18 protein-coding genes are annotated in these 23,183 nt (G+C 65.9%); 12 read left to right on the forward strand and 6 right to left on the reverse strand.

Annotation, left to right across the window (positions count from 1 at the left end):
• Nucleotides 1-5 precede the first annotated feature (5 nt).
• Nucleotides 6-3,275: a CARDB domain-containing protein gene (locus RSO01_RS09750; protein WP_246158270.1), complete on the forward strand. Its 3,270-nt coding sequence runs from the start codon at nt 6-8 to the stop codon at nt 3,273-3,275.
• Nucleotides 3,276-3,769: 494 nt separating this feature from the next.
• Here the strand turns inward: RSO01_RS09750 and RSO01_RS09755 are convergent, their stop codons facing one another.
• The 3 genes from RSO01_RS09755 to RSO01_RS09765 are packed head-to-tail and all read right to left on the reverse strand — an operon-like array spanning nt 3,770 to nt 5,723.
• A complete protein-coding gene (locus tag RSO01_RS09755; RefSeq protein WP_147148662.1) occupies nt 3,770-4,399 on the reverse strand; it encodes an exopolysaccharide biosynthesis protein in 630 nt (209 codons plus the stop codon).
• Nucleotides 4,396-5,259 carry an HpcH/HpaI aldolase/citrate lyase family protein gene (locus RSO01_RS09760; protein WP_147148664.1) on the reverse strand — a complete coding sequence of 288 codons (864 nt, stop codon included), beginning with the start codon at nt 5,257-5,259 and terminating at the stop codon, nt 4,396-4,398. The genes RSO01_RS09755 and RSO01_RS09760 overlap by 4 nt, the downstream gene beginning before the upstream one ends.
• A gap of 5 nt (nt 5,260-5,264) precedes the next feature.
• On the reverse strand, nt 5,265-5,723 hold the full coding sequence (locus RSO01_RS09765) for a MaoC family dehydratase (RefSeq protein WP_147148666.1): 459 nt from the start codon (nt 5,721-5,723) through the stop codon (nt 5,265-5,267).
• Between the two features lie 104 nt (nt 5,724-5,827).
• On the opposite strand from RSO01_RS09765, the gene RSO01_RS09770 reads away from it, so the two are divergent.
• From RSO01_RS09770 to pcp, 10 genes are all read left to right on the forward strand, one after another.
• Nucleotides 5,828-6,805, forward strand: a complete 978-nt coding sequence (locus RSO01_RS09770; protein ID WP_147148668.1) for an NADPH:quinone oxidoreductase family protein — start codon at nt 5,828-5,830, stop codon at nt 6,803-6,805.
• An 8-nt stretch (nt 6,806-6,813) separates the two neighbouring features.
• Complete coding sequence (locus RSO01_RS09775; RefSeq protein ID WP_147148670.1) at nt 6,814-7,782, forward strand: Bug family tripartite tricarboxylate transporter substrate binding protein; 969 nt, start codon at nt 6,814-6,816, stop codon at nt 7,780-7,782.
• Nucleotides 7,783-7,786: 4 nt separating this feature from the next.
• A complete protein-coding gene (locus RSO01_RS09780; RefSeq protein WP_170302966.1) occupies nt 7,787-8,542 on the forward strand; it encodes an SDR family NAD(P)-dependent oxidoreductase in 756 nt (251 codons plus the stop codon).
• 9 nt (nt 8,543-8,551) lie between these two features.
• Nucleotides 8,552-9,649 (forward strand): M14 family metallopeptidase, encoded by a 1,098-nt coding sequence (locus RSO01_RS09785; protein ID WP_147148674.1) that lies wholly within the window; start codon nt 8,552-8,554, stop codon nt 9,647-9,649.
• An 82-nt stretch (nt 9,650-9,731) separates the two neighbouring features.
• A complete protein-coding gene (locus tag RSO01_RS09790; RefSeq protein ID WP_147148676.1) occupies nt 9,732-11,666 on the forward strand; it encodes a glycoside hydrolase family 17 protein in 1,935 nt (644 codons plus the stop codon).
• A gap of 62 nt (nt 11,667-11,728) precedes the next feature.
• Nucleotides 11,729-12,337 (forward strand): SRPBCC family protein, encoded by a 609-nt coding sequence (locus tag RSO01_RS09795; RefSeq protein WP_147148678.1) that lies wholly within the window; start codon nt 11,729-11,731, stop codon nt 12,335-12,337.
• Nucleotides 12,338-12,472: 135 nt separating this feature from the next.
• Complete coding sequence (locus RSO01_RS09800; protein WP_147148681.1) at nt 12,473-12,958, forward strand: (2Fe-2S)-binding protein; 486 nt, start codon at nt 12,473-12,475, stop codon at nt 12,956-12,958.
• 2 nt (nt 12,959-12,960) lie between these two features.
• Nucleotides 12,961-15,336 (forward strand): xanthine dehydrogenase family protein molybdopterin-binding subunit, encoded by a 2,376-nt coding sequence (locus tag RSO01_RS09805; protein WP_147148683.1) that lies wholly within the window; start codon nt 12,961-12,963, stop codon nt 15,334-15,336.
• Nucleotides 15,337-15,349: 13 nt separating this feature from the next.
• Nucleotides 15,350-16,147 carry an FAD binding domain-containing protein gene (locus tag RSO01_RS09810; RefSeq protein ID WP_147148685.1) on the forward strand — a complete coding sequence of 266 codons (798 nt, stop codon included), beginning with the start codon at nt 15,350-15,352 and terminating at the stop codon, nt 16,145-16,147.
• A 71-nt stretch (nt 16,148-16,218) separates the two neighbouring features.
• The gene (gene pcp, locus RSO01_RS09815) at nt 16,219-16,860 is read left to right on the forward strand and encodes a pyroglutamyl-peptidase I (RefSeq protein ID WP_147148687.1); all 642 of its coding nucleotides are present in this window, start codon (nt 16,219-16,221) and stop codon (nt 16,858-16,860) included.
• A 62-nt stretch (nt 16,861-16,922) separates the two neighbouring features.
• On the opposite strand, the gene RSO01_RS09820 is transcribed toward pcp, so the two are convergent.
• The gene (locus RSO01_RS09820; protein WP_218037297.1) at nt 16,923-17,708 is read right to left on the reverse strand and encodes a helix-turn-helix transcriptional regulator; all 786 of its coding nucleotides are present in this window, start codon (nt 17,706-17,708) and stop codon (nt 16,923-16,925) included.
• Between the two features lie 76 nt (nt 17,709-17,784).
• On the opposite strand from RSO01_RS09820, the gene RSO01_RS09825 reads away from it, so the two are divergent.
• Entirely contained in the window at nt 17,785-18,852 is a 1,068-nt protein-coding gene (locus RSO01_RS09825; protein WP_147148691.1) for a zinc-binding dehydrogenase, read from the forward strand.
• A 13-nt stretch (nt 18,853-18,865) separates the two neighbouring features.
• Here the strand turns inward: RSO01_RS09825 and RSO01_RS09830 are convergent, their stop codons facing one another.
• Both RSO01_RS09830 and RSO01_RS09835 read right to left on the reverse strand, forming a co-directional pair.
• Complete coding sequence (locus RSO01_RS09830) at nt 18,866-21,970, reverse strand: efflux RND transporter permease subunit (RefSeq protein ID WP_147148693.1); 3,105 nt, start codon at nt 21,968-21,970, stop codon at nt 18,866-18,868.
• Nucleotides 21,971-22,009: 39 nt separating this feature from the next.
• On the reverse strand, nt 22,010-23,164 hold the full coding sequence (locus tag RSO01_RS09835) for an efflux RND transporter periplasmic adaptor subunit (RefSeq protein ID WP_147148695.1): 1,155 nt from the start codon (nt 23,162-23,164) through the stop codon (nt 22,010-22,012).
• Nucleotides 23,165-23,183: the final 19 nt, after the last annotated feature.

The following is a 23,183-nucleotide window of genomic DNA, read 5'->3' on the forward strand; positions in this document are numbered from 1 at the left end:
TAGGTGTGGATGCGACGAAGGCCAAGAGTGAGAATGACGAGACCAACAACTTCACTTCGGTCACGTTCACGGTCACGGAAAGACCTAAGCCTGACCAGATCATCGAGAGCATAACGGGGCCGGCCACCATCGTGCAGGGTGGCGATCTCAACTTCAGCTACGTCCTGAAGGACATCAACAGCGAAAACACCACGAACAGTTTCGGCTCCATCACCTTCGGTATCGACAGGCAGCCGACATCTTCGACCTACGACTATATAGTTGGTGCCGGCACTCTCCCGGCCGGGGGATCGCTGACTTTCAACGAGGTTCTGCACGCCAATCTCAGCGTCGGGCAGCATACACTGTGGATCAAGGCGGACGGTCTGGGGAACGTCGCCGAGGCAAATGAGAACAACAATCTCAAGTCGTTCACCTTTACGGTGACGGCCGCGCCGGTAAACCCGGATCTCTCGATGATCAGCCTCGATGGCCAGACGTCGGTCATGCAGGGAAGCAGCCTCAGCATCAGCTACGTGATCAAGAACGTCGGCACGCTTGCGGCCGGGCTCAGCAATGCCGGCTACATGATCGACCAGGACGTCGATGCGACCCACTACCTGAGCGCGCCCACGATCAACGCGCTGGCGGTTGACGCGACGCAGTCGCTCACCGCGATCATCGACACGAGCAGCCTCACCGTTGGACTACACACCGTCTGGTTCAAGGCGGATGTGTTCGGAACGCTCACCGAGATATCGGAGTCGAACAACTGGGGTAGCTTCACGTTCAATGTCACGGCGGCGGTGCGGCCGGACATGGTGGTGAGCAGCATCACGCCGGCCGCGACGTCGGTGGTGCAGGGGGCGAAGCTCGACTTCTCGTTCGTGCTCGAGAACAGCGGCGTGGCGGCGGCAGGCAGCAGCTGGGCGGGCTTCCGCATCGACAGCCAGCCGGACAGCCCGCATGCCGACGGGTTCGGCCTGAGCAGCGGACTGGCGGTGGGCGGCACGCAGACGCTGAACGGTGGCATCGACACGTCGCACCTCAGCGTCGGCACCCACACGCTGTATGTCATGGCCGACTACTGGAACAACCAGGTGGCCGAGAGCGACGAGACCAACAACGTGCGGTCGGTGACTTTTACGGTGACGGCGCCGCCGCGGGCGGATCTGCAGGTCGCCAGCGTCACGCCGGCGGCAACGTCGGTGGTGCAGGGGACGAAGCTCGACTTCTCGTTCATGCTCGAGAACGCCGGCGCCGCGGGCTCGGGCAGCAGCTGGGCGGGCTTCCGGATCGACAGCCAGCCGGACAGCACGCATGCCGACGGGTTCGGCCTGAGCAGCGGACTGGCGGTGGGCGGGACGCAGACGCTGAGCGGCAGCATCGACACGTCGACGCTGAGCGCCGGCACGCACACGCTGTATGTCATGGCGGACTACTGGAACAACCAGGTGGCTGAGGGTGATGAGGGCAACAACGTACGGTCGGTCACCTTCAATGTGAGGGCGCCGGTGCAGCCCGACTTGGTGGTGGCGAGCGTGACGCCGGCGGCGACGTCGGTCGTGCAGGGGACGAAGCTCGCCTTCTCCTTCTTGGTGGAGAACACCGCCGACAGCCGCCCGACGGCGGGCAGCTGGGCGGGCTTCCGGATTGACAGCCAGCCGGACAGCACGCACGCCGACGGCTACATCGCCGTCGGATCGCTGGTGGCGGACGGCACGCAGACGCTGAGCAGCAGCATCGACACGTCGAAGCTAAGTGTCGGCACGCATACGCTGTATGTCATGGCCGACTACTGGAACAACCAGGTGGCCGAGGGTGACGAGACCAACAACGTGGCGTCGTTCACCTTCACAGTGACGGCGCCGCCGCGTCCGGACCTTGTGGTGGACGGCATCACGGCGGGCACGTCGGTGATGCAGGGGCTGGCCTTCGACTTCTCCTACGTCGTGAAGAACAACGGCACGCTGCCGACGGGCGGCATGAGCTGGGCCGGGTTCATGCTCGATCAGCAGCCCGACTCGACGCACTTCGTGGGCTACAACCAGACCAACGGTCTGGCGGCGGGAGCGTCGCAGACGCTCAGCAACAGCATCGACACGTCGAAGCTCAGTGTCGGCACCCACACGCTGTACGTTGCGGCCGACTATTGGGGCAACATGGTGGGCGAAGGCAACGAGGCCAACAACTGGACGTCGATGACGTTCGACGTGACGGCGCCGGTGCAGCCCGACCTGGCGGTGAGCAGCATCACGGCCGGGTCGTCGGTGATGCAGGGCGTGGCGTTCGACTTCTCCTATGTGGTGAAGAACATCGCGGCCGGGCTGCCGTCGGGCAAGAGCTGGGCGGGCTTCATGCTCGACCACGAGGTCGATGCGACGCACGCGGCGGGCTTCGGCCTCGTCGATTCGCTGTCAGCCGGCGGCTCGCAGACTCTGGGCGGCAGCATCGACACCTCGAAGCTCAGCGTCGGCACGCACACGCTCTACGTCATGGCCGACTACTGGGGCAACCTGGTCGGCGAGGGCAACGAGGCCAACAACGCCCTGTCGGTGACATTCGACGTGACGGCACCGGTGCAGCCCGATCTGGCGGTGAGCAGCATCACGGCCGGAGCCTCCGTGATGCAGGGCGTGGCGTTCGACTTCTCCTACGTGGTGAAGAACATCGCGGCCGGCTTGCCGGCGGGGCAGAGCTGGGCCGGCTTCATGCTCGACCATGAGGCCGACCCGTCGCATTACATCGGCTTCAACCAGACAGGCGCGCTGGCGGCGGGGGCATCGCAGACGCTGGGCGGCAGCATCGACACCTCGAAGCTCAGCGTCGGCACGCATACGCTCTACGTCGCGGCCGATTACTGGGGCAACATGGTGGGCGAGGGCAACGAGGCCAATAACAGCCTGTCGGTGACGTTCGAGGTGACGGCGCCGGTGCAGCCCGACCTGGCCGTGAGCGGCATCACGGCCGGAGCTTCTGTGACGAAGGGTGTGGCGTTCGACTTCTCCTACGTGGTGAAGAATATCGCGGCCGGCTTGCCGGCGGGCCAGAGCTGGGCCGGCTTCATGCTCGACCAGCCCGCCGATCAGTCGCATTACATTGGCTTCAACCAGACCGGCGCGCTGGCGGCGGGGGTGTCGCAGAGGCTGACCAACAGCATCGACACCTCGAAGCTCAGCATCGGCACCCATACGCTCTACGTCGCGGCTGACTACTGGGGGAACATGGTCGGCGAGGGCAACGAGGCCAACAACGCCCTGTCGGTGACCTTCAACGTCATCGATCCGTTCGCGTAAGGCTGGGCAGCTCTTCACAGGATTTGGACAAGTTGGCGCGGGGCCGCCGGATTGCCAGCACTGCTGGCACCGATGCTGGACCCCGGACGTTTTTGCGCCTTTTAGCCCCTTATGGGACGCAAAAACTAGAACTTCAGTAGACTCATTGGCAAACTTAAGTTATATTGACCGTGCGTCGTCTCCCGGCGGCTCCGCTCTATGCATCGTTCATCCGACACCATCACGCGCCCGGCCGCGGCCGGACCGGCCTGCCCGGCCGAGCAATGCCAACATCTAAACTTGTAACGATCGATTCGCCGGCAGCCCCAGGGATAGTGGGCCGCCTTCCGAGCTCCACTATGAAAGTACCGGCGGAAATGCCGAAAATACCGGAAAGTCATCTCGCCGCGCCGAGGAACGCGTATGTCGTTGCTGTCGCTTTCCAGGCGACATCGCCTGGCCGCTGGCGAACGCGATTCCGTTTGCCGTTCAGCCAGTCGAACCTGTGCGAAAAGCTACTGGCCGAAAGCGGCATGTTTGATCATGGCGATGGCAGCCATGATTGCCGCATGGCCGACCATCAGCAGGAAAACCGTCCAGATGGCCGTAGTCAGCGTGAGCAGCCAGCCGAGCATGGCCATCACGCCGTCATCTTCGATCAAGGCAAGGCAGAAGAACATGATCGCCCATGCCGGCAAGAAATTATCGAACGGGATCGGCAGCGCCAGGATCACGATGTTCGCGGCCCACGCCACGAGCAGGATGCGCCGCGGCATGCCGTTGACCCACCATTCGTGCCGCGCGTGCACGGTGTCCTCGAGCCACCGGATGCAGCGTCGCGCACGGCCCAGGAAGGTCTGCAGCTTGCCGCGCCGCAGCCCGCGACGGCCGATCAATACCGGCAGCCTCGGCACCTCGCGGCCGGCGAAGAACTGCACCAGCAGGAAGACCATCGGCAGGCCGGTTATAGTCGAGAGCCAGGGAATTCCTGTCGGGATGCAGTTCGGCACGTTGAGGGCCGCGATCGCGAAGGCGTAGGAACGGCCGTGCAGCCCGCTCAAGAATTCATCGAGAGTGAGTAACGACTTTCGGTCGCCCGCAAAGAGCTCTTCGAGCGTCTGCAGAAGACCGAAATTGTCTTTCATCCACCCGTCCGGCCAAGCAGACGGCGGGCGAGCACGAGATGCGGCTTGTCCAGCATCTTGCCGTCGAGTGTGAGCACGCCCGACCCGGGATTGCTCTCGAAGGTGTCGACGACCCGCTTGGCCCAATCGACTTCCTGCGCCGTCGGCGTGAACACCTCGTGGATGACCGCGACCTGGTCGGGATGGATGGCGATCTTGCCGCCATAGCCCATGCGCCGAGCGTCGGATGCCTCGGCGCGCAGGCCGGCGACATTCTTGATGTCGGGATAGACCGTGTCGTAGGCGGTGATGCCCGCGGCCACCGATGCCATCAGGTTGACGGTGCGCGCCAGCCTGAAGGTGTCGTCGTATTCACCGGGCGCGGGGCCCTTCGCCAGCGCGCCGAGGTCGGCCATGAGATCCTCGCCACCCCATGAATGGCCGATCAGCCGGGGATGCTTGGCGGGCGCGGCCGTCAGCGCGAGCACGGCAGCCGCACTTTCGGTAGCGATGGTCAGGATCCTGGTGGCGCCGGCCTCGATGCCTTCGCGCGCCTCCAGGGCGTCGAGGTATGTCGCCAGCAGGTCGACGTTGGCCTGGCCGACGCACTTGGGAAACACGATACCGTCGGGCTTGCCCTGCATGACGACGGCGAGGTCGCCCAGCGTGAGGCCGGTGTCGAGCGCGTTGACGCGGACATAGAGCTTGGGCCCGGAGCGATTGGCCGACTTCAAGTAAGCCAGCACCATGTCGCGCGCGATCTTCTTGCGATCGGTCGCGACCGAGTCCTCGAGATCGAGGATCAGGCCGTCGGGACCGGAAGAGGGGCCCTTGGCGAGCTTGCGCTCGGAATCGCCGGGAACGAACAGGAACGAACGCATGTGTCTCAGGAGTCCTTCGGCTTCTTGCGCATCAGCGCCTGGCGCGTGCATTGCGCGACGGTCTCGCCGCGCTGGTTGATGGCGACGTGGTTGAACTCGACGATGCCGGCGTCGGGCCGCGACTTGCTCTCGCGCAGGCTCACCACCGTGGTCTTCACCCGGAGGGTGTCGCCGTGGAAGACGGGCTTGGGAAACTTCACGTCGGTCATGCCGAGATTGGCGACCGTGGTGCCGAGTGTCGTGTCGTTCACGGTGATGCCGATCATCAGGCCCAAGGTGAACAGGCTGTTGACGATGCGCTGGCCGAACTCGGTCTTGGAGGCGAACTCCTCGTCGAGATGCAGGGGCTGCACGTTCATGGTCAGCGAGCTGTACAGCACGTTGTCCATCTCGGTGACCGTGCGCGTCCAGGCATGGTTGAACACCCGGCCGACCGTGAATTCCTCGTAATAAAGCCCTGCCATCTTCCTCCCCGCGAACAGGCCCTTCTAGCACGGATGGACGCTGCCCGGCTCACCATCGTATCAATGCGGCCACAGGACGAAACATCGAAGACGGAGCGTAACCGATGCGCGCGATGATGAGCGAAACGCCGGGCGGACCGGAGAGCCTGAAGCTCATGGAATTGCCCTCCAAGCCGTTGGGCAACGGCCAGGTCCGCGTCGCCGTCAAGGCCGCCGGCGTCAACTTCCCCGACACGCTGATCATCGCCGACAAGTACCAGTTCAAGCCGCCGCGTCCGTTCGCGCCGGGCCACGAGATCGCGGGCGACATCGTCGAGGTCGGCGAGGGGGTGAGCGGCTACAAGAACGGCGATCGCGTCATCGGCATGATCGGCCATGGCGGCTACGCCTCGGAGGCCGTCGTCGACCAGGGCGCGCTGCTGCCGATGCCGCCGAACATGAGCTACGAGGACGGTTCGGCCTTCACCATGACCTACGGCACGTCCTACTACGCGCTGAAGCAGAGGAGCGACTACAAACCCGGCGAGACACTGCTGGTGACGGGCGCCTCGGGCGGCGTCGGCCTGACCGCGGTCGAGCTCGGTGCGTTGATGGGCTTGAAGGTGATCGCGGCCGTCGGCTCGGACGAGAAGATGGAGATCTGCCGCAAGTACGGCGCCACCATGTTCGTGAACTACGCCAAGGAGAAGATGCGCGACAAGGTCAAGGAGCTGACCGGCGGCAACGGTGCGGACATCATCTACGACGCCGTCGGCGGCGATGCCTTCGACGAATCGATCCGCTGCATCGCCTGGTACGGCCGCCTGCTGGTGGTGGGCTTCGCCGCCGGCCGCATCCCGTCGCTGCCGGCCAATCTCGCGCTGCTCAAGAGCTGCGACGTGCGCGGCGTGTTCTACGGCGCCTGGCGCGCCCGCGAACCCAACGAGGCGCGCAAGAACTTCGACGAGCTCCTGAAGTGGTACAGCGAGGGCAAGCTCAAGCCGCACATCTCCATGCGCTTTCCCCTGGAGAAGGGCGCCGAGGCCATGAATGCGCTGCTTTCGCGCAAGGCGACGGGCAAGGTCGTCCTGACCGTGGCGTGAGACCGCCAATGATCGGCCGGCGCCGGCTCACCGCCTTCTTCGGTGCGTCTCTCCTGCCCACGGTGGGGCGCGCCGACGATTTTCCCATCAAGCCGATCACGCTTGTGGTGCCGTTCACCCCGGGCGGTTCGATCGACATGCTGGCGCGCCTCGTCGCCCAGCAGGCGTCGGCGACGCTCGGCCAGCCGATCGTGATCGACAATCGCAGCGGCGCCGGCGGCCTCATTGCCGCGGCGGCGGTCGCCAAGGCCGAACCCGACGGCTACACGCTGCTGATGGCGTCGGCTGCCCAGGTGACGATCCCGCCGTGGATCAACCGGTCGCTCAGCTTCGATCCGCCGCGCGACCTCATACCGGTGGCGCACCTTGCCGACACGCCGATGGTGCTGATCGTCTCGTCGAGCTCCAAGGCGCAGACCGTCAACGACTTCGTGGCGATGGCGCGGGCCAATCGCGGCGGCCTCAACTATGGCTCGACCGGCGTCGGCACCATCTCCCAGCTCGTCATGGAGTGCCTGAAGCTCGCGGCCGATATCGACGTCGTGCACGTACCCTATCGTGGCGCCGCGCCGGCGCTGGCCGACCTGCATGCCGGCCAGGTGCAGGCGATGTTCACCAGCACGGCCTCGGCCGCGCCCATGGTGTCGTCAGGCAAGTTCCGGCCGCTCGCGGTGACGACCAGGACTCGCTCGCCCTTGCTGCCCGACGTACCGACCATGGCCGAAGCCGGCTGGCCGACCGCCGAGGTCGTGGTCTGGGCGGGCATCATGGCGCCGGCCGGCACGCCGCGGGTCATCATTCGCCAGCTCGAGCGCGCCTTCGTCGAAGCCTCGTTGTCGCCCGAGACACGCGAACGCCTGGTCGTGTTCGGCACCGATCCCGTCGGCGGCGGCACCAGGGCTTTCGCCGAGGTGCTGGAGAAGGACCTGGCGCTGTGGCAGCGCGTGGCGCAGGCGTCGGGTGTGAAGGTGGAGTGACATCGTGACCAGACTCTCGGGCAAGATCGCAATCGTGACAGGGGCCGCGTCCGGCATCGGAGCCGCATCGGCGAAGCTCTTCGCCGACGAAGGCGCGCAAGTGCTGGCGGTGGATCGGCCGGAATCGGCGATCGAGCAGGCGCATGCCGGCAACAATGCCATCGCCGCCTTCGGCTGCGACATCACCGGCGATGACGCGCCCAAGAAGATCGTTCAGGCGGCGCTCGCCAAGTTTGGCGCCATCGACATCCTGTTCAACAATGCCGGCGTCAGCGGACGGGCCTTCGTCGAGGAGATGACCGACGCGCAGTGGGACCACGTCAACGGCGTCAATGTGCGCGCGATGTTCAGAATATGCCGCGAGGCCATTCCGGCGCTCAAGGCACGCGCCAAGGAGAAGGGCCGGGCGCGCATCGTCAACACCGCTTCGGTGATGGCTTTCGACACCGACTATGGGCTGGCCGCCTACTGCGCCTCCAAGGCCGGCGTCGGCGGGCTGACGCGCACGCTGGCGCTCGAGCTCGGCAAGTTCAACATCACCGCCAACTATGTCTGTCCTGGCGCCATCTATACCGGCATGACGCGCACCAATTTCGACAATCCGGAAATCCGCGCGGTCTGGGAAAAGAAGGCGGCCTTGCGCCGGCTCGGTCAGCCGATCGATATTGCCCGCGGCGCGCTCCTTCTGGCGTCCGACGAGGCCGACTTCATCACCGGTCATGAGCTGGTGGTCGATGGCGGGCTCACCCTGCGTACCTGAGTAACCATCATGACCAACATCCATTCCTTCGCTGCTTCCTACGGCGAGGCGCGAGACAAGTTCCTGGCGGCAGCCCGCGTCGCCGGCGCCACGACCTACCGCTACGACAATCCCAGCAAGGGCCCGAAGGGCGAGTCGCTGTCGACCGACGTGGCTCGGCTCGGTCCCGACGACGCCTCGCGGGTGGTGGTGACGATCTCCAGCACCCATGGCGTGGAGGGCTATTGCGGCTCGGGCTTCCAGGTCGACTGGCTGGCAAGCGTCGGTGCGGGCGGCTTGCCCAAGGACACCGCTGCAGTGTTCGTGCACGCCATCAACCCCTACGGCTTTGCCTGGACGCGGCGGGTGACAGAGGAGGGCAACGACCTCAACCGCAACTATGTCGACCACAGCAAGCCCTATCCGGCGAACGAGGGCTATCTCGAGATCGCCAACTTCCTGGTGCCAACCGATCTCAGCCAGACGACCCTCGACGCCGCCGACGCCAAGCTTGCCGCCTATCGCAAGAAGGTGGGCGACATCGCCTATTTCCGCGCGGTATCTGCCGGCCAGTATAGCCATCCCGACGGCATGTTCTTCGGCGGCGGCGGGCCCTCCTGGTCGAACCGCACGCTGCACGCCATCACCGACCGATTCCTGAAGGGGCGCCAGGACGTGGCCGTCATCGATTTCCATACCGGCCTCGGTCCCTACGGCTACGGCGAGCCCATCACCCACTTCGATATCAACACGCCGGCGTCACGCCGCGTGCGTGCCTTCTGGGGTGAGTCGGTGACGGAGTCCAAGCGCGGCCAGACGGCGTCGCAGGCGCGCGACGGGCTGGGTCACTACGGCCTCAACCGCGTGCTGACCGAGCCCGAGACCCGGCTCACCATGTGCACCCTGGAGTACGGGACCTTCGATCGCGAAAGCGGCCAGAAGGCTTTTCGAGCCGACCACTGGCTGCACAAGTACGGCGATCCGCTGGGCAAGGAGGCGGGGCCGGTCCGGGCGGCGATGCGCCGGCAGTTCTATCCGGAGACCGACGACTGGAAGGAAGCGGTCCTCTTTCGCGGCCACCAGATCGTTCGTCAGGCCATCGCCGGCGTGCAGTGGGGTGCTCTTTAGGTTCTCGAGAGGAGAACATTCTGGGGACAAACCGCCCGCGAAAAGCCACACGCCTCGCAATTGATCCTGCTAAAAGCCTCCCATGCGTGTCCTGGTGGCGCTGATCGCCTTTGTGGCTGTCGCCGTGCTCAATCTTTTGTGGTGGTGGTGGCCCAACAGGCCGGTTGAGATTGCCGGCTGGACCAGCGCCCCTTTGCAGAGCGTTTCGTTCGCGCCCTACCGGCCGGGCCAGAGCCCGCTCACCCGAACCTTCCCGACGCCCGACCAGATCGAGGAAGATTTGCGCCGCCTGCAGGGCAAAGTCCGCGCCGTCCGGACCTATTCGTCGGGCGAGAACCTCGAGACGGTGCCGCAGCGCGCCGGCAAGTACGGGCTGAAGGTCTGGCACGGCGCCTGGCTGAACGACAACGACAAGGAGAACCTCGAGCAGATCAACCTGCTGATTGACCATGCCAACAAGTACAAGGACACGGTCGAGCGCGTGATCGTCGGCAACGAGGTGCTGCTGCGCAAGGAACTGACCGCGAACCAGCTCCGCCGCTACATCCGCCAGGTCAAGCAGCGTGTTTCACAGCCGGTGACGTATGCCGACGTCTGGGAATTCTGGATGCGCAACCCGTCGCTCGCAGACGAGGTCGACTTCATCACCATCCATATCCTGCCGTACTGGGAGGACGTGCCGATCGGCCTGGATCGCCGCGAGCCCGACGGCACGCCCAGCATCGAAAAGCACATCGTCGACATCTACAAGAAGGTGCAGGAGCGCTTTCCCGGCAAGACGATCGTGATCGGCGAGACCGGCTGGCCGAGCGATGGCCGCATGCGCTCCGACGCGCGCCCCGGCCGGGTCGAGCAGGTGCGCTACTTCTCGACCTTCCGTTCAATCGCCGACCGCGAGAAGTTCGACTACAACGTCGTCGAAGCCTTCGACCAGTACTGGAAGGCGCGCCAGGAGGGCACGGTGGGCGCCGCCTGGGGCCTGCTCGACGCCCAGCGCCACGACAAGTTCGAGCTCGGCAAGCCGGTATCGGCCGAGCCGCACTGGCGGATCCTGTTCATCCTCTCGACCCTGGCCGGCGGCCTGATGCTGGGCGGCTTCGTCGTCATGCGTCGCGGGGCGCGCGGCAAGGCGATTGGGATCTTTGCGGTCTTCGCCCAGCTCGTCGCCACCTGCTACGTGCAGGCGACCTGGATCGACCTTTCACGGACCTTCTACTTCGAGAAGATGGTGGGCGTGGTCTTCTGGGCCGTCCTGCTGGGGCTTTTCAGCTACGCCCTGCTGCGCGGCATCGCCGACAGCCTGACCGGCAAGATGGCCGATCCTTCGCTCTATGGCGCGCGCGTACGCGAAGCCTGGCGGGCTTGGCGCGAGCTGCCGCGCTATCAGATCCTCCGGCGCGCCGACCTGATGCTGCAGGTCCTCTACCTGGTGCTGACGGTCATCTGCATCTTCTACCTGATCGTCATCAGCATCGACTGGTACGACGGCGTCATCCGCATAAGCGACACCTTCTATCGCCAGATCGCCATCGACGGCCGCTATCGCGACTTCCCGATTTGGAGCTTCGTGATCCCGAGCATCGTGCTGATGGCCTGGAAGACGCTGACCATCGTGCGCCGCGAGCCGGTGTCGCGGGCCGACCGCTGGACCAAGGCGCTGTCGTTCGGCCGCCTGCTGGGCTACGACGGCAGCAAGGGGTTCGTCCGCATGGACCGCTCCTATAGCCGCATCCGGCCGATCCTGCCGGAAATTGCCCTTTCGTTCCTGTTGGTCTTCTGGGCCGTCATCATGGTGGTCACCGAGGGTGCCATAAAGCTGCACGACGGTGGGGCGGGCGGCTTCGTCGCCGTCGACGGTGGCCGCTGGGTGATCGGCACGCTGTTCTGGAACACCCAGGCCGACTGGTTCAGCGCTCTGGCCATCCTGATGGCCGTGCCTTATCTCGCGACCATCTACGTGTCGTTGCGCGAGCCACTGGCAGAACCGCCGCCGGACTCCTATACCAGCAAGTGGTAGGCGCATCGTCGATGCCTCACCCCCCGGGGTGAGGCGAGGGCGCTTCAGCCGGGAGTTACCGAATGGAAATCAAGGGCGAGTACAAGATCGCGGCCCCGCGCGAAAAGGTCTTTGCGGCGTTGAACGACCCGGCCGTATTGCAGGCCTGTATTCCGGGCTGCGAATCCCTGGAGAAGACGTCGGATACCGAAATGAAAGCCAAGGTGCGCATGCGCATCGGCCCGGTCAGCGCGAGCTTCTCGGGCAAGGTCACGCTCTCCGATATCGACCCGCCGAACGGCTACAGGATCTCCGGCGAAGGGCAGGGCGGGGCCGCGGGCTTCGCCAAGGGCGGCGCCGTGGTCACCTTGCGCGAGGACGCGGGCGACACCGTGCTGAACTACAATGTCGATGCCCAGGTCGGCGGCAAGATCGCCCAGGTCGGCGCCCGCCTGATCGACGGCACGGCCAAGAAGCTGGCTGACGAGTTCTTCAGCAAGTTCGCCGCCATGGTCGGCGGCCCGCCGCCGGCCGCCGCCGTGGCCGGGGCGCCGTCGGATGCGCCGCCGGCGCCCGAGACGGTTTCTCCGCCGTCACCGCCGCCCGCTGCAGCGCAGCGCGGCTATCGGCACTGGCTGGTCATCGGCATCGGTGCAGCAGTCCTGATCCTGATTTTCCTTGCGAGCCGTTAGCAGCGGCCGCCAAGTCGGTTGTCATCCGCAATTCGCTTGACCGGCGCATGAGCGGCTTGCGAGAGTCGTTTCAACGCCCAGTGGGTGTGCTTTTTGCGCGCCTGCGCAAACCAACAATGTGAGGGAGAAGAGTACATGACCATTCCCGTCGCCATGACCGTCAACGGCAAGTCCGTCTCGGGCAAGGTCGAGGCGCGCACGCTGTTGGTGCAATTCCTGCGCGAGCATCTCGGTATGACCGGCACCCACGTCGGCTGTGACACCAGCCAGTGTGGTGCCTGCGTCGTGCACGTCGACGGCAAGTCGGTGAAGTCCTGCACCATGCTTGCCGTCCAGGCCGAAGGCGCCAAGGTCATCACCATCGAAGGCCTGGCCGAGAGCGCCGAGAAACTCCATCCCATGCAGGAGGCGTTCCGCGAGAACCATGCCCTGCAGTGCGGCTTCTGCACCCCGGGCATGGTGATGAGCGCCATCGACATGGTGAAGCGCCACAACTACCAACTCGACGAAGCGACGGTGCGCCGTGAGCTCGAGGGCAACCTCTGCCGCTGCACCGGCTACCACAACATCGTGAAGGCCATCCTGGCGGCCGCGCCCGCCATGAAGTCTGCGGGGGTGTAGCCATGAACGCGCCAACCGGAATCGGCGCCCGGGTCAAGCGGAAGGAAGACCAGCGCTTCCTCACCGGCACGGGCCGTTATGTCGACGACCTGCCGCTCGCGCGCGCGACCTACGCGCACTTCCTGCGCTCGCCGCATGCCCACGCCAAGATCAAGAGCATCGACACCACGGCCGCCAAGGCGATGCCGGGCGTCGTTGCGATCTTCACCGGCAAGGACATCGCCGACGCCAAGGTCGGCGGGCTCATTTGCGGCTGGGTGGTCAAGGACAAGCATGGCCAGCCGCACAAGGCGCCGCCGCATCCGGTGATGGCGGTCGATACCGTGCGCTATGTCGGTGACACGGTGGCCATGGTCGTGGCCAACAGCCATGACGAGGCCAAGGACGCCGCCGAGGCGATCAAGGTCGACTACGAGGAGAAGCCCGCCAACGTCGACCTTGCCAAGGCGCTCGACAAGGGTGCGGCCGAGGTTCACGCGGCGGAAGCGCCCGGCAACCTGATCTACGACTGGGAGATCGGCGTGAAAGCCGATGTCGACGCCGCCTTCGCCAAGGCCGCGCACGTCACCAAGCTCGACATCGTCAACAATCGCCTGATCCCCAACGCCATGGAGCCGCGCGCCGCGGCGGCGGAGTACGACAAGGGCACGGGCAACTACACGCTCTGGTCGACGTCGCAGAACCCGCATGTGCTGCGCCTGATCCTGTCGGCCTTCGTGCTCGGCATCCCCGAGCACAAGCTGCGCGTCGTCGCCCCCGACGTGGGCGGCGGCTTCGGCAGCAAGATCTTCTGCTACAACGAAGAGACCATGGTCACCTGGGCGGCGAGTCGGGTCGGCCGTCCGATCAAGTGGACCGCCGAGCGCAGTGAATCGTTCCAGACCGACGCACATGGCCGCGACCACGTCACCCATGCCGAGCTGGCGCTCGACAAGGACGGCAAGTTCCTGGCGCTCAAGGTCGAGACCATCGCCAACATGGGCGCGTATCTCTCGACCTTCTCGACGGCGGTGCCGACCTATCTCTACGCCACGCTGCTGGCGGGCCAGTACACGACGCCGCTGATCTACGCCAACGTGAAGGCGGCGCTGACGCACACCGCGCCGGTCGACGCCTATCGCGGCGCCGGGCGGCCGGAGGCGACGTTCGTCGTCGAGACGATCGTCAGCAAGGCAGCCAAGGAGCTGAAGATGGATCCGGCCGAGCTGCGCCGGAAGAACTTCATTCCGTCGGATGCCTTCCCGTACCAGACGCCCGTGGCGCTGCAGTACGACTCGGGCAACTACCCGCCGATCATCGACGAGGCGATCAAGATCGCCGACTACAAGGGCTTCGAGGCGCGCCGCGCCGAGGCCAAGTCGCGCGGCAAGCTGCGCGGCATCGGCTTCTCGTCCTACATCGAGGCCTGCGGGCTGGCGCCTTCTCAGGTGATTGGCCAGTTGGGCGGCGGTGTCGGCCAGTGGGAATCGGCACAGCTCAAGTTCAACCCGACGGGCAACGTCCAGATCCTGACCGGCTCACACAGCCACGGCCAGGGCCATGAGACGACCTTTGCCCAGCTCGTGTCGGACAAGCTTGGCGTGCCGATGGAGAACATCGAGGTCGTCCACGGCGACACGGCGACGACGCCGTTCGGCATGGGCACCTACGGCAGCCGTTCGCTGGCGGTCGGCGGCTCGGCCATCATGAAAGCGGCCGACAAGGTCATTGCCAAGGGCAAGAAGATCGCCGCTCACTTGATGGAAGCGTCGGTCGCCGACGTCGTGTTCGAGAACGGCACTTTTAAGGTCGCCGGTACCGACAAGGCGGTGCCGCTCGGCCAGGCGGTGTTCGCCGCCTACGTGCCGCACAACTATCCGCTGGCCGAGATCGAGCCCGGCATGGACGAGAACGCCTTCTACGATCCGGCGAACTTCGTCTATCCGGCCGGTACGCAGATCTGCGAGGTCGAGATCGATCCCGACACCGGCGTCGTCGAAGTCATCAGCCACACCGCGGTCGATGATTTCGGCAACATCATCAATCCGATGATCGTCGAGGGCCAGGTGCATGGCGGCATCGTCCAGGGTGTCGGCCAGGCACTGCTCGAGAACGCCGTCTACGACAAGGAGACGGGCCAGCTCATCAGCGGCTCGTACATGGACTACACCATGCCGCGCGCGTCCGACGTGCCGTCGTTCAAGCTCGGCTACAAGGTCACGCCCTGCCCGCACAATCCGCTGGGCGTGAAGGGATGCGGCGAAGCCGGTGCGATCGCCGCACCCGCCGCCGTGATGAATGCCGTCCATGACGCGCTGGCGCCGCTCGGCGTCAGCCACGTGCCGATGCCCGCCACACCGCTCAACGTGTGGCAGGCGATCAACGGCGCGTCGAAGTAAGGGAGGATCAGAGATGTACGATTTCCATTATCATCGTCCGAAGACGCTGGCCGACGCGGTTGGCCTGCTCAAGGGCAAGGATGAGGCGCGCCCGATGTCGGGCGGCATGACCCTGATCCCGACACTGAAGCAGCGGCTCGCCAAGCCCTCCGACGTGGTCGATCTCGGCGGCATCAAGGAGCTGGCCGGCATCAAGGTCGAGGGCAACAACGTGGTGATCGGCGGCATGACCCGCCACGCCGACGTCGCGAGCTCGGCCGACGTGAAGGGCGCGATCCCGGCGCTGGCCTACCTCGCGGGCCATATCGGCGATCCGCAGGTGCGCAACCGCGGCACGATCGGCGGCTCGATCGCCAACAACGACCCGGCGGCCGACTATCCGGGCGCCGTGGTGGCGCTCAACGCGACGGTCACGACAAACACCGGCAAGCACACGGCCGACAGCTTCTTCAAGGGGCTGTTCGAGACGGCCTTGAGCGACGGTGAGCTCGTCACCTCGGTGAGCTTCCCCAAGGCCGAGAAGGCCGCCTACATGAAGTTCCCGAACCCGGCCTCGCGCTACGCCATGGTCGGCGTCTTCGTGGCCAAGACGGCGGGCGGCGTGCGCGTTGCCGTCACCGGCGCGGGCCCTTGCGTCTTCCGCGTCAAGGCGATGGAGGATGCGCTGGCCAAGAACTTCTCGTCGGACGCCATCAAGGACATCAAGGTCCCGGCTGACGGACTGAACAGCGACATCCACGCCAGCGCCGAATACCGCGCCCACCTGGTCAACGTCATGGCCCGCCGGGCCGTCGACGCGGCCAATAAGTAGCCGCCGGTTCGAGGAACGACTAACGTCAGGGGCGCCCATCGGGCGCCCCTTTCGTTTGCAGAGAGTACGATATGAAGGCTTTGGTCACGGGGTTCGATCCGTTCGGCGGGGACGAGGTGAACCCGTCGTCTCTGGCGGTCAGCAAGCTCAAGAAGCGGATTGCCGGCATCGCTGTGCACACGGTCGAGCTGCCGACGTCCTATGCGAAGTCGGCCGGCGTGCTGCGGGCGGCGATCGACAAGGTCCGGCCCGACATCGTGTTGTGTGTCGGCCAGGCCGGTGGCCGCAGCGAGCTTTGCCTGGAGCGCATCGGCATCAACGTCCAGGACGCCCGCATCCGCGACAACGACGGCAAGCAGCCGATCGACAAGCCGGTGGTGAAGGAGGGCCCGGCGGCGTACTTCGCGACCCTGCCAATCAAGGCCTGCGTGGCGGCGCTACGGAAGGCAGGGCTGCCGGCGGCCGTGTCGAACACGGCCGGCACCTTCGTCTGCAACCACATCCTCTATTCGCTGATGGACATCGCCCAGGACCATCCCGCTGCCTTCCGCGGCGGCTTCCTGCACATCCCCTATGTGCCCGAACAGGTCGCCCGACTGGGCGCTGCACCGTCGATGGCGGTGGAGGACATCGTGCGCGGCATCGAGATTATCCTCGAGGTCAGTGCCGAGCGGACCGTCGATATCCAGACAGTTGAAGGGCGCATTTCATAGAAGCCGGCAGGCAATCACCTCACCCTTAGGGCCGCTCCTCAGGGTGAGGTCGGAGCGAACATTCAAACCGGCGTGTAGATGATGAGCCTCAGGGCAGGGTCGTCACTCGCCTGAAAGCTCGCATGCTCGAAGCGCAGCAGGCCTTTCTTGGGGTGGGTCATCTGTTTGCGGCCGGAGACGGCGGCGCGGATGTCATGGGCCTTCCACCAAGTCGTGAACTCAGGACTCTCGCGGTGCAGCCGGGCCAAAAGCTCGACGAAGGCCGGATCGTCTGCCCATAGATCGTGGGTGGCGCGGAACTGGGCGACCACGCGCCGTGCCTGCTCGTTCCAGCCCACACCGAACACGCGCCGCGTCGCGGGCTTGGTCAGGATGATAATGAGGATGTTGCGATCCTCTTCAGGTAATCGGCTGAAGGCGAAGACCTCCTCGGCGGCCTTGTTCCAGACGAGCACGTCCCAGCGACGGCCGGTGACGTAGGCGGGCTGGTTGAGGCTCTCGACGACGCGCCTGATGGCCTCCGGCACGCTCTCGCGCACGAAGGCGCGGCGGCCCGGGTTGCGGGTGAGGGCGCGCAGGTGGGCGTGCTCGACCTTGCTCAGCCGCAAGGCGCGGGCGAGGGCATCGACCGTCGTGACCGATGGGCTGACCGACCGGCCCTGTTCCAGGCGGATATACCAATCGACGCCGATGCCGGCGAGCTCGGCCACTTCCTCGCGGCGCAGCCCCGGCGTGCGTCGCCGCCGGCCGGCCGGCAGCCCGGCGGCGCGCGGCGTTAGCCGTTCCCGGCGCGAGCGCAGGAAATCGCCCAGTTCATTGCGGCTGCGGTCTGCAAAGGTGGCATCCATGATCCCAGGATAATACCAGGTCTGAATGCCGATCGTCAGCGCCTGTATCCATGGTCTTCCGCAACAAGAGGCGTCCATGAAAGCAGCAGTCCTGAAGGCCTTTGGCTCACCCCTCGTCGTCGAGACCGTGCCCGATCCGGTGCTGGGCACAGGCGAGGTGGTCGTCGACGTCGCGGCGACCAAGGTGCTCGCCTATGCCGGCGAAGTGCTGAGCGGCCAGCGCCGTTATCTGCTGGAGCCGCCGGTGATCCCGGGCGCAGGCTGCATCGGCCGCGTGCGCGAGGTCGGCCCCGACGCGACGGAACTGGCGCCGGGCGACTGGGTGTTCTGCGATCCCACGGTGCGTTCGCGCGACAATGCGCAGGCGCCCGACATCATCCTGCAGGGCCTGACGGCCGGCAGTGAGCGCGCCAAGCGCCTGCAAGAGTACTTTCACGACGGGTCGTGGGCCGAGCGCACGCGCGTGCCAACAGAATGCGTCGTCCGCATCGGACCGCTCAGCGATGTAGAGGCCGTGTCGTGGTGCGCGTTCGGGAACTTCGTGGTGCCCTATGGCGGTTACGTCGCTGCTAAGCTGCAGCCTGGAGAGACCGTCCTGGTGAATGGCGCGACCGGCGCTTTCGGCAGCGGCGGCGTCGCGGTAGCCCTGGCAATGGGTGCCAGCGCCGTGATCGCCACAGGTCGCAACCAGCAGGCCCTCGACGATCTGGTGCGCCGCTTCGGCAAGCGCGTGCGACCGGTGCGCATGGCGGTCGACGAGGCGCGTGATCGCAAAGCCATCCTCGACGCGGCGCCGGCGCCGATCGACTGCGTGCTCGACCTCCTGCCGCCGGCGGCCACGCCGGCCCAGGTGCGGACCGCGCTACTCGCCGTGCGGCCCTACGGCCGCGTCGTTCTGATGGGAGGCATCCGCCAAGACATCTCGGTCCCCTATGACTGGCTGATGCGCTGTTGCATCACCATCCACGGCCAGTGGATGTACCCGCGCGATTCTATCGCCCGGTTGGTGGCGATGGTGCGGGCTGGGCTGCTGTCGCTCGATCATCACGAGGCCAAGTGCTTCGGCCTCGACGACGTGAACGAAGCGATCGCCTACGCCGCTGCCACTGCGGGTCCCTTCACGATGACAGTGCTTCGGCCTTAGTTGCCTAAGCTGCCTACTCCGCTGCGATGGCGAGTGGCGGATGGTCGGCTGGTGCCTCGACGAGCTTGGGCTTTTCTGCCGGCCGCTTGACCCGGAACCAGGCCGCGTAGAGCGCCGGCAGGAACAAGAGAGTGAGGGCGGTCGCCACCAGGAGGCCGCCCATCAGCGCCACCGCCATCGGCCCCCAGAACACGCTTCGCGACAGCGGGATCATGGCGAAGATGGCGGTGCCGGCGGTCAGCAGGATCGGCCGGGCACGGCGCACCGTGGCGTCGATCACGGCGTCCCAGGACGAGTGGCCGGCGGCGATGTCCTGGTCGATCTGGTCGACCAGGATCACCGAGTTGCGCATGATCATGCCGGCGAGCGCAATGACGCCCAGCAGCGACACGAAGCCGAAGGGCTGGTTGAAGGCGAGCAGGAACAGCGACACGCCGATCAGCCCCAGCGGTGCCGTCAGCACCACGAGCGCCAGTTTGGAGAAGCTCTGCAGCTGCAGCATCAGAAACAGCATCATCAGGAAGGCCATGACCGGCATCATCTTGAAGATGGAGCCCTGGCTCTTGGCGCTCTCCTCGCTGTCGCCGCCGACTTCGATGCGATAGCCCGGCGGCAGCTCGGCGCGCACCGGAGTGAGCGCCTTGTCGATGCGGGCGGCGACGTCGGGTCCCTGCACGCCGTCGATCACGCCGGCGCGCACCGTCATTAGCAGCTCCTTGTTGCGCCGCCACAGGATCGGCTCCTCGAGCTCGAAGCGCAGCGTCGCGAGCTGGGCAAGCGAGACCACGCCGCCGTTGCCGGTGCGCATGTTGATCGCTTCCAGGCCCTCGACGCTGAGCCGCTCGGCCGGCACGGCGCGGGCCACCACGTCGATCGTCTCGGTGCGGTCGCGGTACTGCGTCACGGTCACACCGGACAGCAGCGTCTGCAGCGTGTTGCCGAGAAGCTGGGAGTCCACGCCGAGCGCGCGCGCCTTGTTCTGGTCGACCTCCAGCCGCACCGTCTTGGCGAGCTCGTTCCAGTCGAAGTTGATGTCCTTGGTCGCCGGGTCGGCCTTGAAGATCTGGCGGACCTTCTCGGCGACGGCCCGGACCTGCTGCGGATCGTCGCCCAGCACGCGGAACATCACGGGATAGCTGACCGGCGGGCCGTTCTGCAGGCGCTGGACGCGGGCGCGCACCGCCTCGAAGCCGCTGGCAAACAGATCATTGAGCTCGGTGACGACACGCTCACGCGCGGCGAGGTCCTTGGTCATAACGATGACCTGGCCGAAATTCGCGTTGGACAGCTCCGGCACCGTCGGCAGGTAGAAGCGCGGGCTGCCGGCGCCGACATAGGATGTGTAGAAGGCGACGTCGTGATTCTCGCCCAGCCACTTCTCCAGGCGCCGCACTTCGTGGTCGGTGGCGGCCCACGAGGCGCCCTGCGCCAGCTTCAGGTCGACGATCAGCTCGGGACGGTTGGCCGTCGGGAAGAACTGCTTCTGCACGAGGGTGAAAGCGCCCATCGAAGCGACGAAGGCCAGTGCCGTGATGGCGATCGTGGTCTTGCGCCAGGTCACGCACCACACGACCAGCTTGCGGAAGGTGGTGTAGAGGCGGCCGCTGTAGGGATCGTGATGATGGACCTTGGGCGTCGGCAGCAGGTGGTAGCCCATCCACGGCGTGAAAAGCACGGCCACGAACCAGGAGATGATCAGCGACAGGCCGACCACCCAGAAGATCGAGTTGGTGTACTCGCCGGCGCTCGAGCGCGCGAAGCCCACCGGCACGAAGCCGACGGCGGTGACCAGCGTCCCGGTCAGCATGGGGAAGGCGGTCGAGGTATAGGCATAGGTCGCGGCCTCGAGCCGGCTGGCGCCCTGTTCCAGCTTCACCATCATCATCTCGACGGCGATGATGGCGTCGTCGACCAGCAGGCCGAGCGCAATGATCAGTGCGCCGAGCGAGATGCGCTGGAAGTCGATGCCGAGCAGCAGCATGCCAACGAAGGTGATGGCCAGCACGAGCGGCACCGACATCGCGACGATCACGCCGGTACGCACGCCAAGGCTGATGAACGACACGACCAGCACGATGGCCAGGGCCTCGAGCAGCGAGGAGATGAACTCCTCGAACGACTTGTCGACGACCTCGGGCTGGTTGGAAACGCGGTGCACGGTGATGCCGACCGGCAGGTCCTTCTCGACACCGTCCATCACCTTGTCGAGCGCCTTGCCCAAGGTCTGCACGTTGCCGCCCGGGGCCATCACGACGCCCAGACCGATCACCGGCTTGCCCTTGAAGCGCATGGAGATCTGCTGCGGGTCCTGGTAACCGCGCTTGATCTCGGCCACGTCCGACAGCATCAGCGTGCGGCCGTTGGCGCTGAAGGGCAGGGACGCCAGCTCCTCGGCCGAGATTGGCGCGCCGTCGACGCGCACCGACACGCGCTCGCCCTTGGTCTCGACCGTGCCGGCGGCGACGATGGCGTTCTGGCGGCGCACGATCTCCAGGATCTGGTCGACCGGCACGCCCAGCATAGCGAGCCGCGAATGGCTGAATTCGATGTAGATCTTCTCGTCCTGCAGGCCGATCAGGTCGGCCTTGGTGACGTCGGGCACGCGCAGCAGGCGCTGGCGCACCGCCTTGACGATCTCCTTGACTTCGGCCGGCGAGAAGCCGTCGGCCTCGAAGGCCCAGATCAGGCTGTAAGTGTCGCCGTACTCGTCGTTGAAGAACGGACCGACCACGCCCTGCGGCAGCGAGCCCCTGATGTCGCCGACCTTCTTGCGCACCTGGTACCAGAGGTCGGGCACCTTGGCGGGCGGGGTGTCATCGCGCAGCGAGACGTAGATCACCGTTTCACCGGGCTTGGTGTAGCTGTTGACGAAATTGAAGTAGGGCAGCTCCTGCAGCTTGGTCTCGATCTTCTCGGTGACCTGCTGCTCCATCTCGCGCGAGGTGGCGCCCGGCCAGGCCGCCGACACCACCATCTGCTTGATGGTGAAGGGCGGATCCTCGCCGCGGCCGAGATTGAAGAAGGCGTAAACGCCGGCCGCGACCAGGGCGATCATGAAGAACACGGTCAGCGTGCTGTATTTCAGCGCGAGCGCCGACAGGTTGGTGCGCGTGGTCATGAGTCTCTCCCCGACCTCGATAGATGAGAGGGTCGTTCGTCAGCGCGCGGCTTGCTGCTGCGGCTGCATGGGCTTCACCCTCTGGCCGGTCTCGAGCTTGTGGACGCCGGCGGTGGCGATCAGCTCGCCATCCTTGACGCCCGAGGCGATGGCGGCCGTCTCGTCGCGCCAGCGCGCGATGGTGACGTTGCGTAATGTGACGGTGCCGTTCTCCTTGTCGACAACCCATACGGCCGGCTGCGTGCCGCGTTGGAAGATCGCCGACAGGGGGACCTCGGCAACGGTCTGCGCATCCGGCCGCTCGAAGGCGAGCGTCGCGGTCATGCCGAGCCCGATGAAGGGCGGCTGTTCGATCACGCTGAAACGCGCCGGATAGGTCCGCGTCATCGGATCGGCGCTGGGCGAAAGCTCGCGCAAGCGCACGGTGTAGCGCCGGCCCGGGTCGGACCACAGTTCGAAGCTCGCGGCGCGCGCCTCACGTACGGTCTTCAGGCGGTGCTCGGGCACGCCGACCACGATCTCGAGTTCATCAGTGCGCGCCACGCGCACGACGCCCTGACCCTGCGCCATCACCTGGCCGACCTCGGCCTGCACGGCGGTGACCACGCCCTCCGTATCGGCGCGTAGCTCGGTATAGGCGAGATTGTTCTCGGCCGAGGAGAGCTGGCTTCTGGCTTGTTCGACGCGGGCCTGGGCCGTGGCAGCGAGCGACTGGCGCTGCTCCATCGTCTGCGCCGTGAACACCGCTGTGCCGCGCAGGTTGAGATAGCGCTCGTGATCGGCCTTGGCGCGCGCATAGTCGGCATCGGCCGAGGCGAGGGCAGCGCGGGCATTGTCGACGGCCAGGCGATAGTCGGCGGGATCGAGCTGGGCGATCAGGTCGCCGGGCTTGACCGTGCCGCCGACATCGACGGCGCGGGTGACGATCTTGCCGGCGACGCGGAAGCCCAAGGTGCTTTCGATGCGGGGCACGATGGTACCCGCCAGCACCAGCGACTGGCTGCGGCGTTGGTAGGCGATTTCCACGACCCGCGCCGGACGAACCACCGGCTCGTTGGTGGCGACCGGACGGGAGGCATTGGCGGTCCAGGAAAGGGCGGCGAACCCGGCAGCGGCGGCGGCTCCGGCTCCTAGGACGATCGCGACCGCCTTGAAGGGAACCTTACCGAGGAGCTGGGCGTACGGAACACGCATGGCTAACCGTCCTTCCAAG

Source organism: Reyranella soli, from assembly GCF_007992495.1.
Lineage (GTDB): Bacteria > Pseudomonadota > Alphaproteobacteria > Reyranellales > Reyranellaceae > Reyranella > Reyranella soli.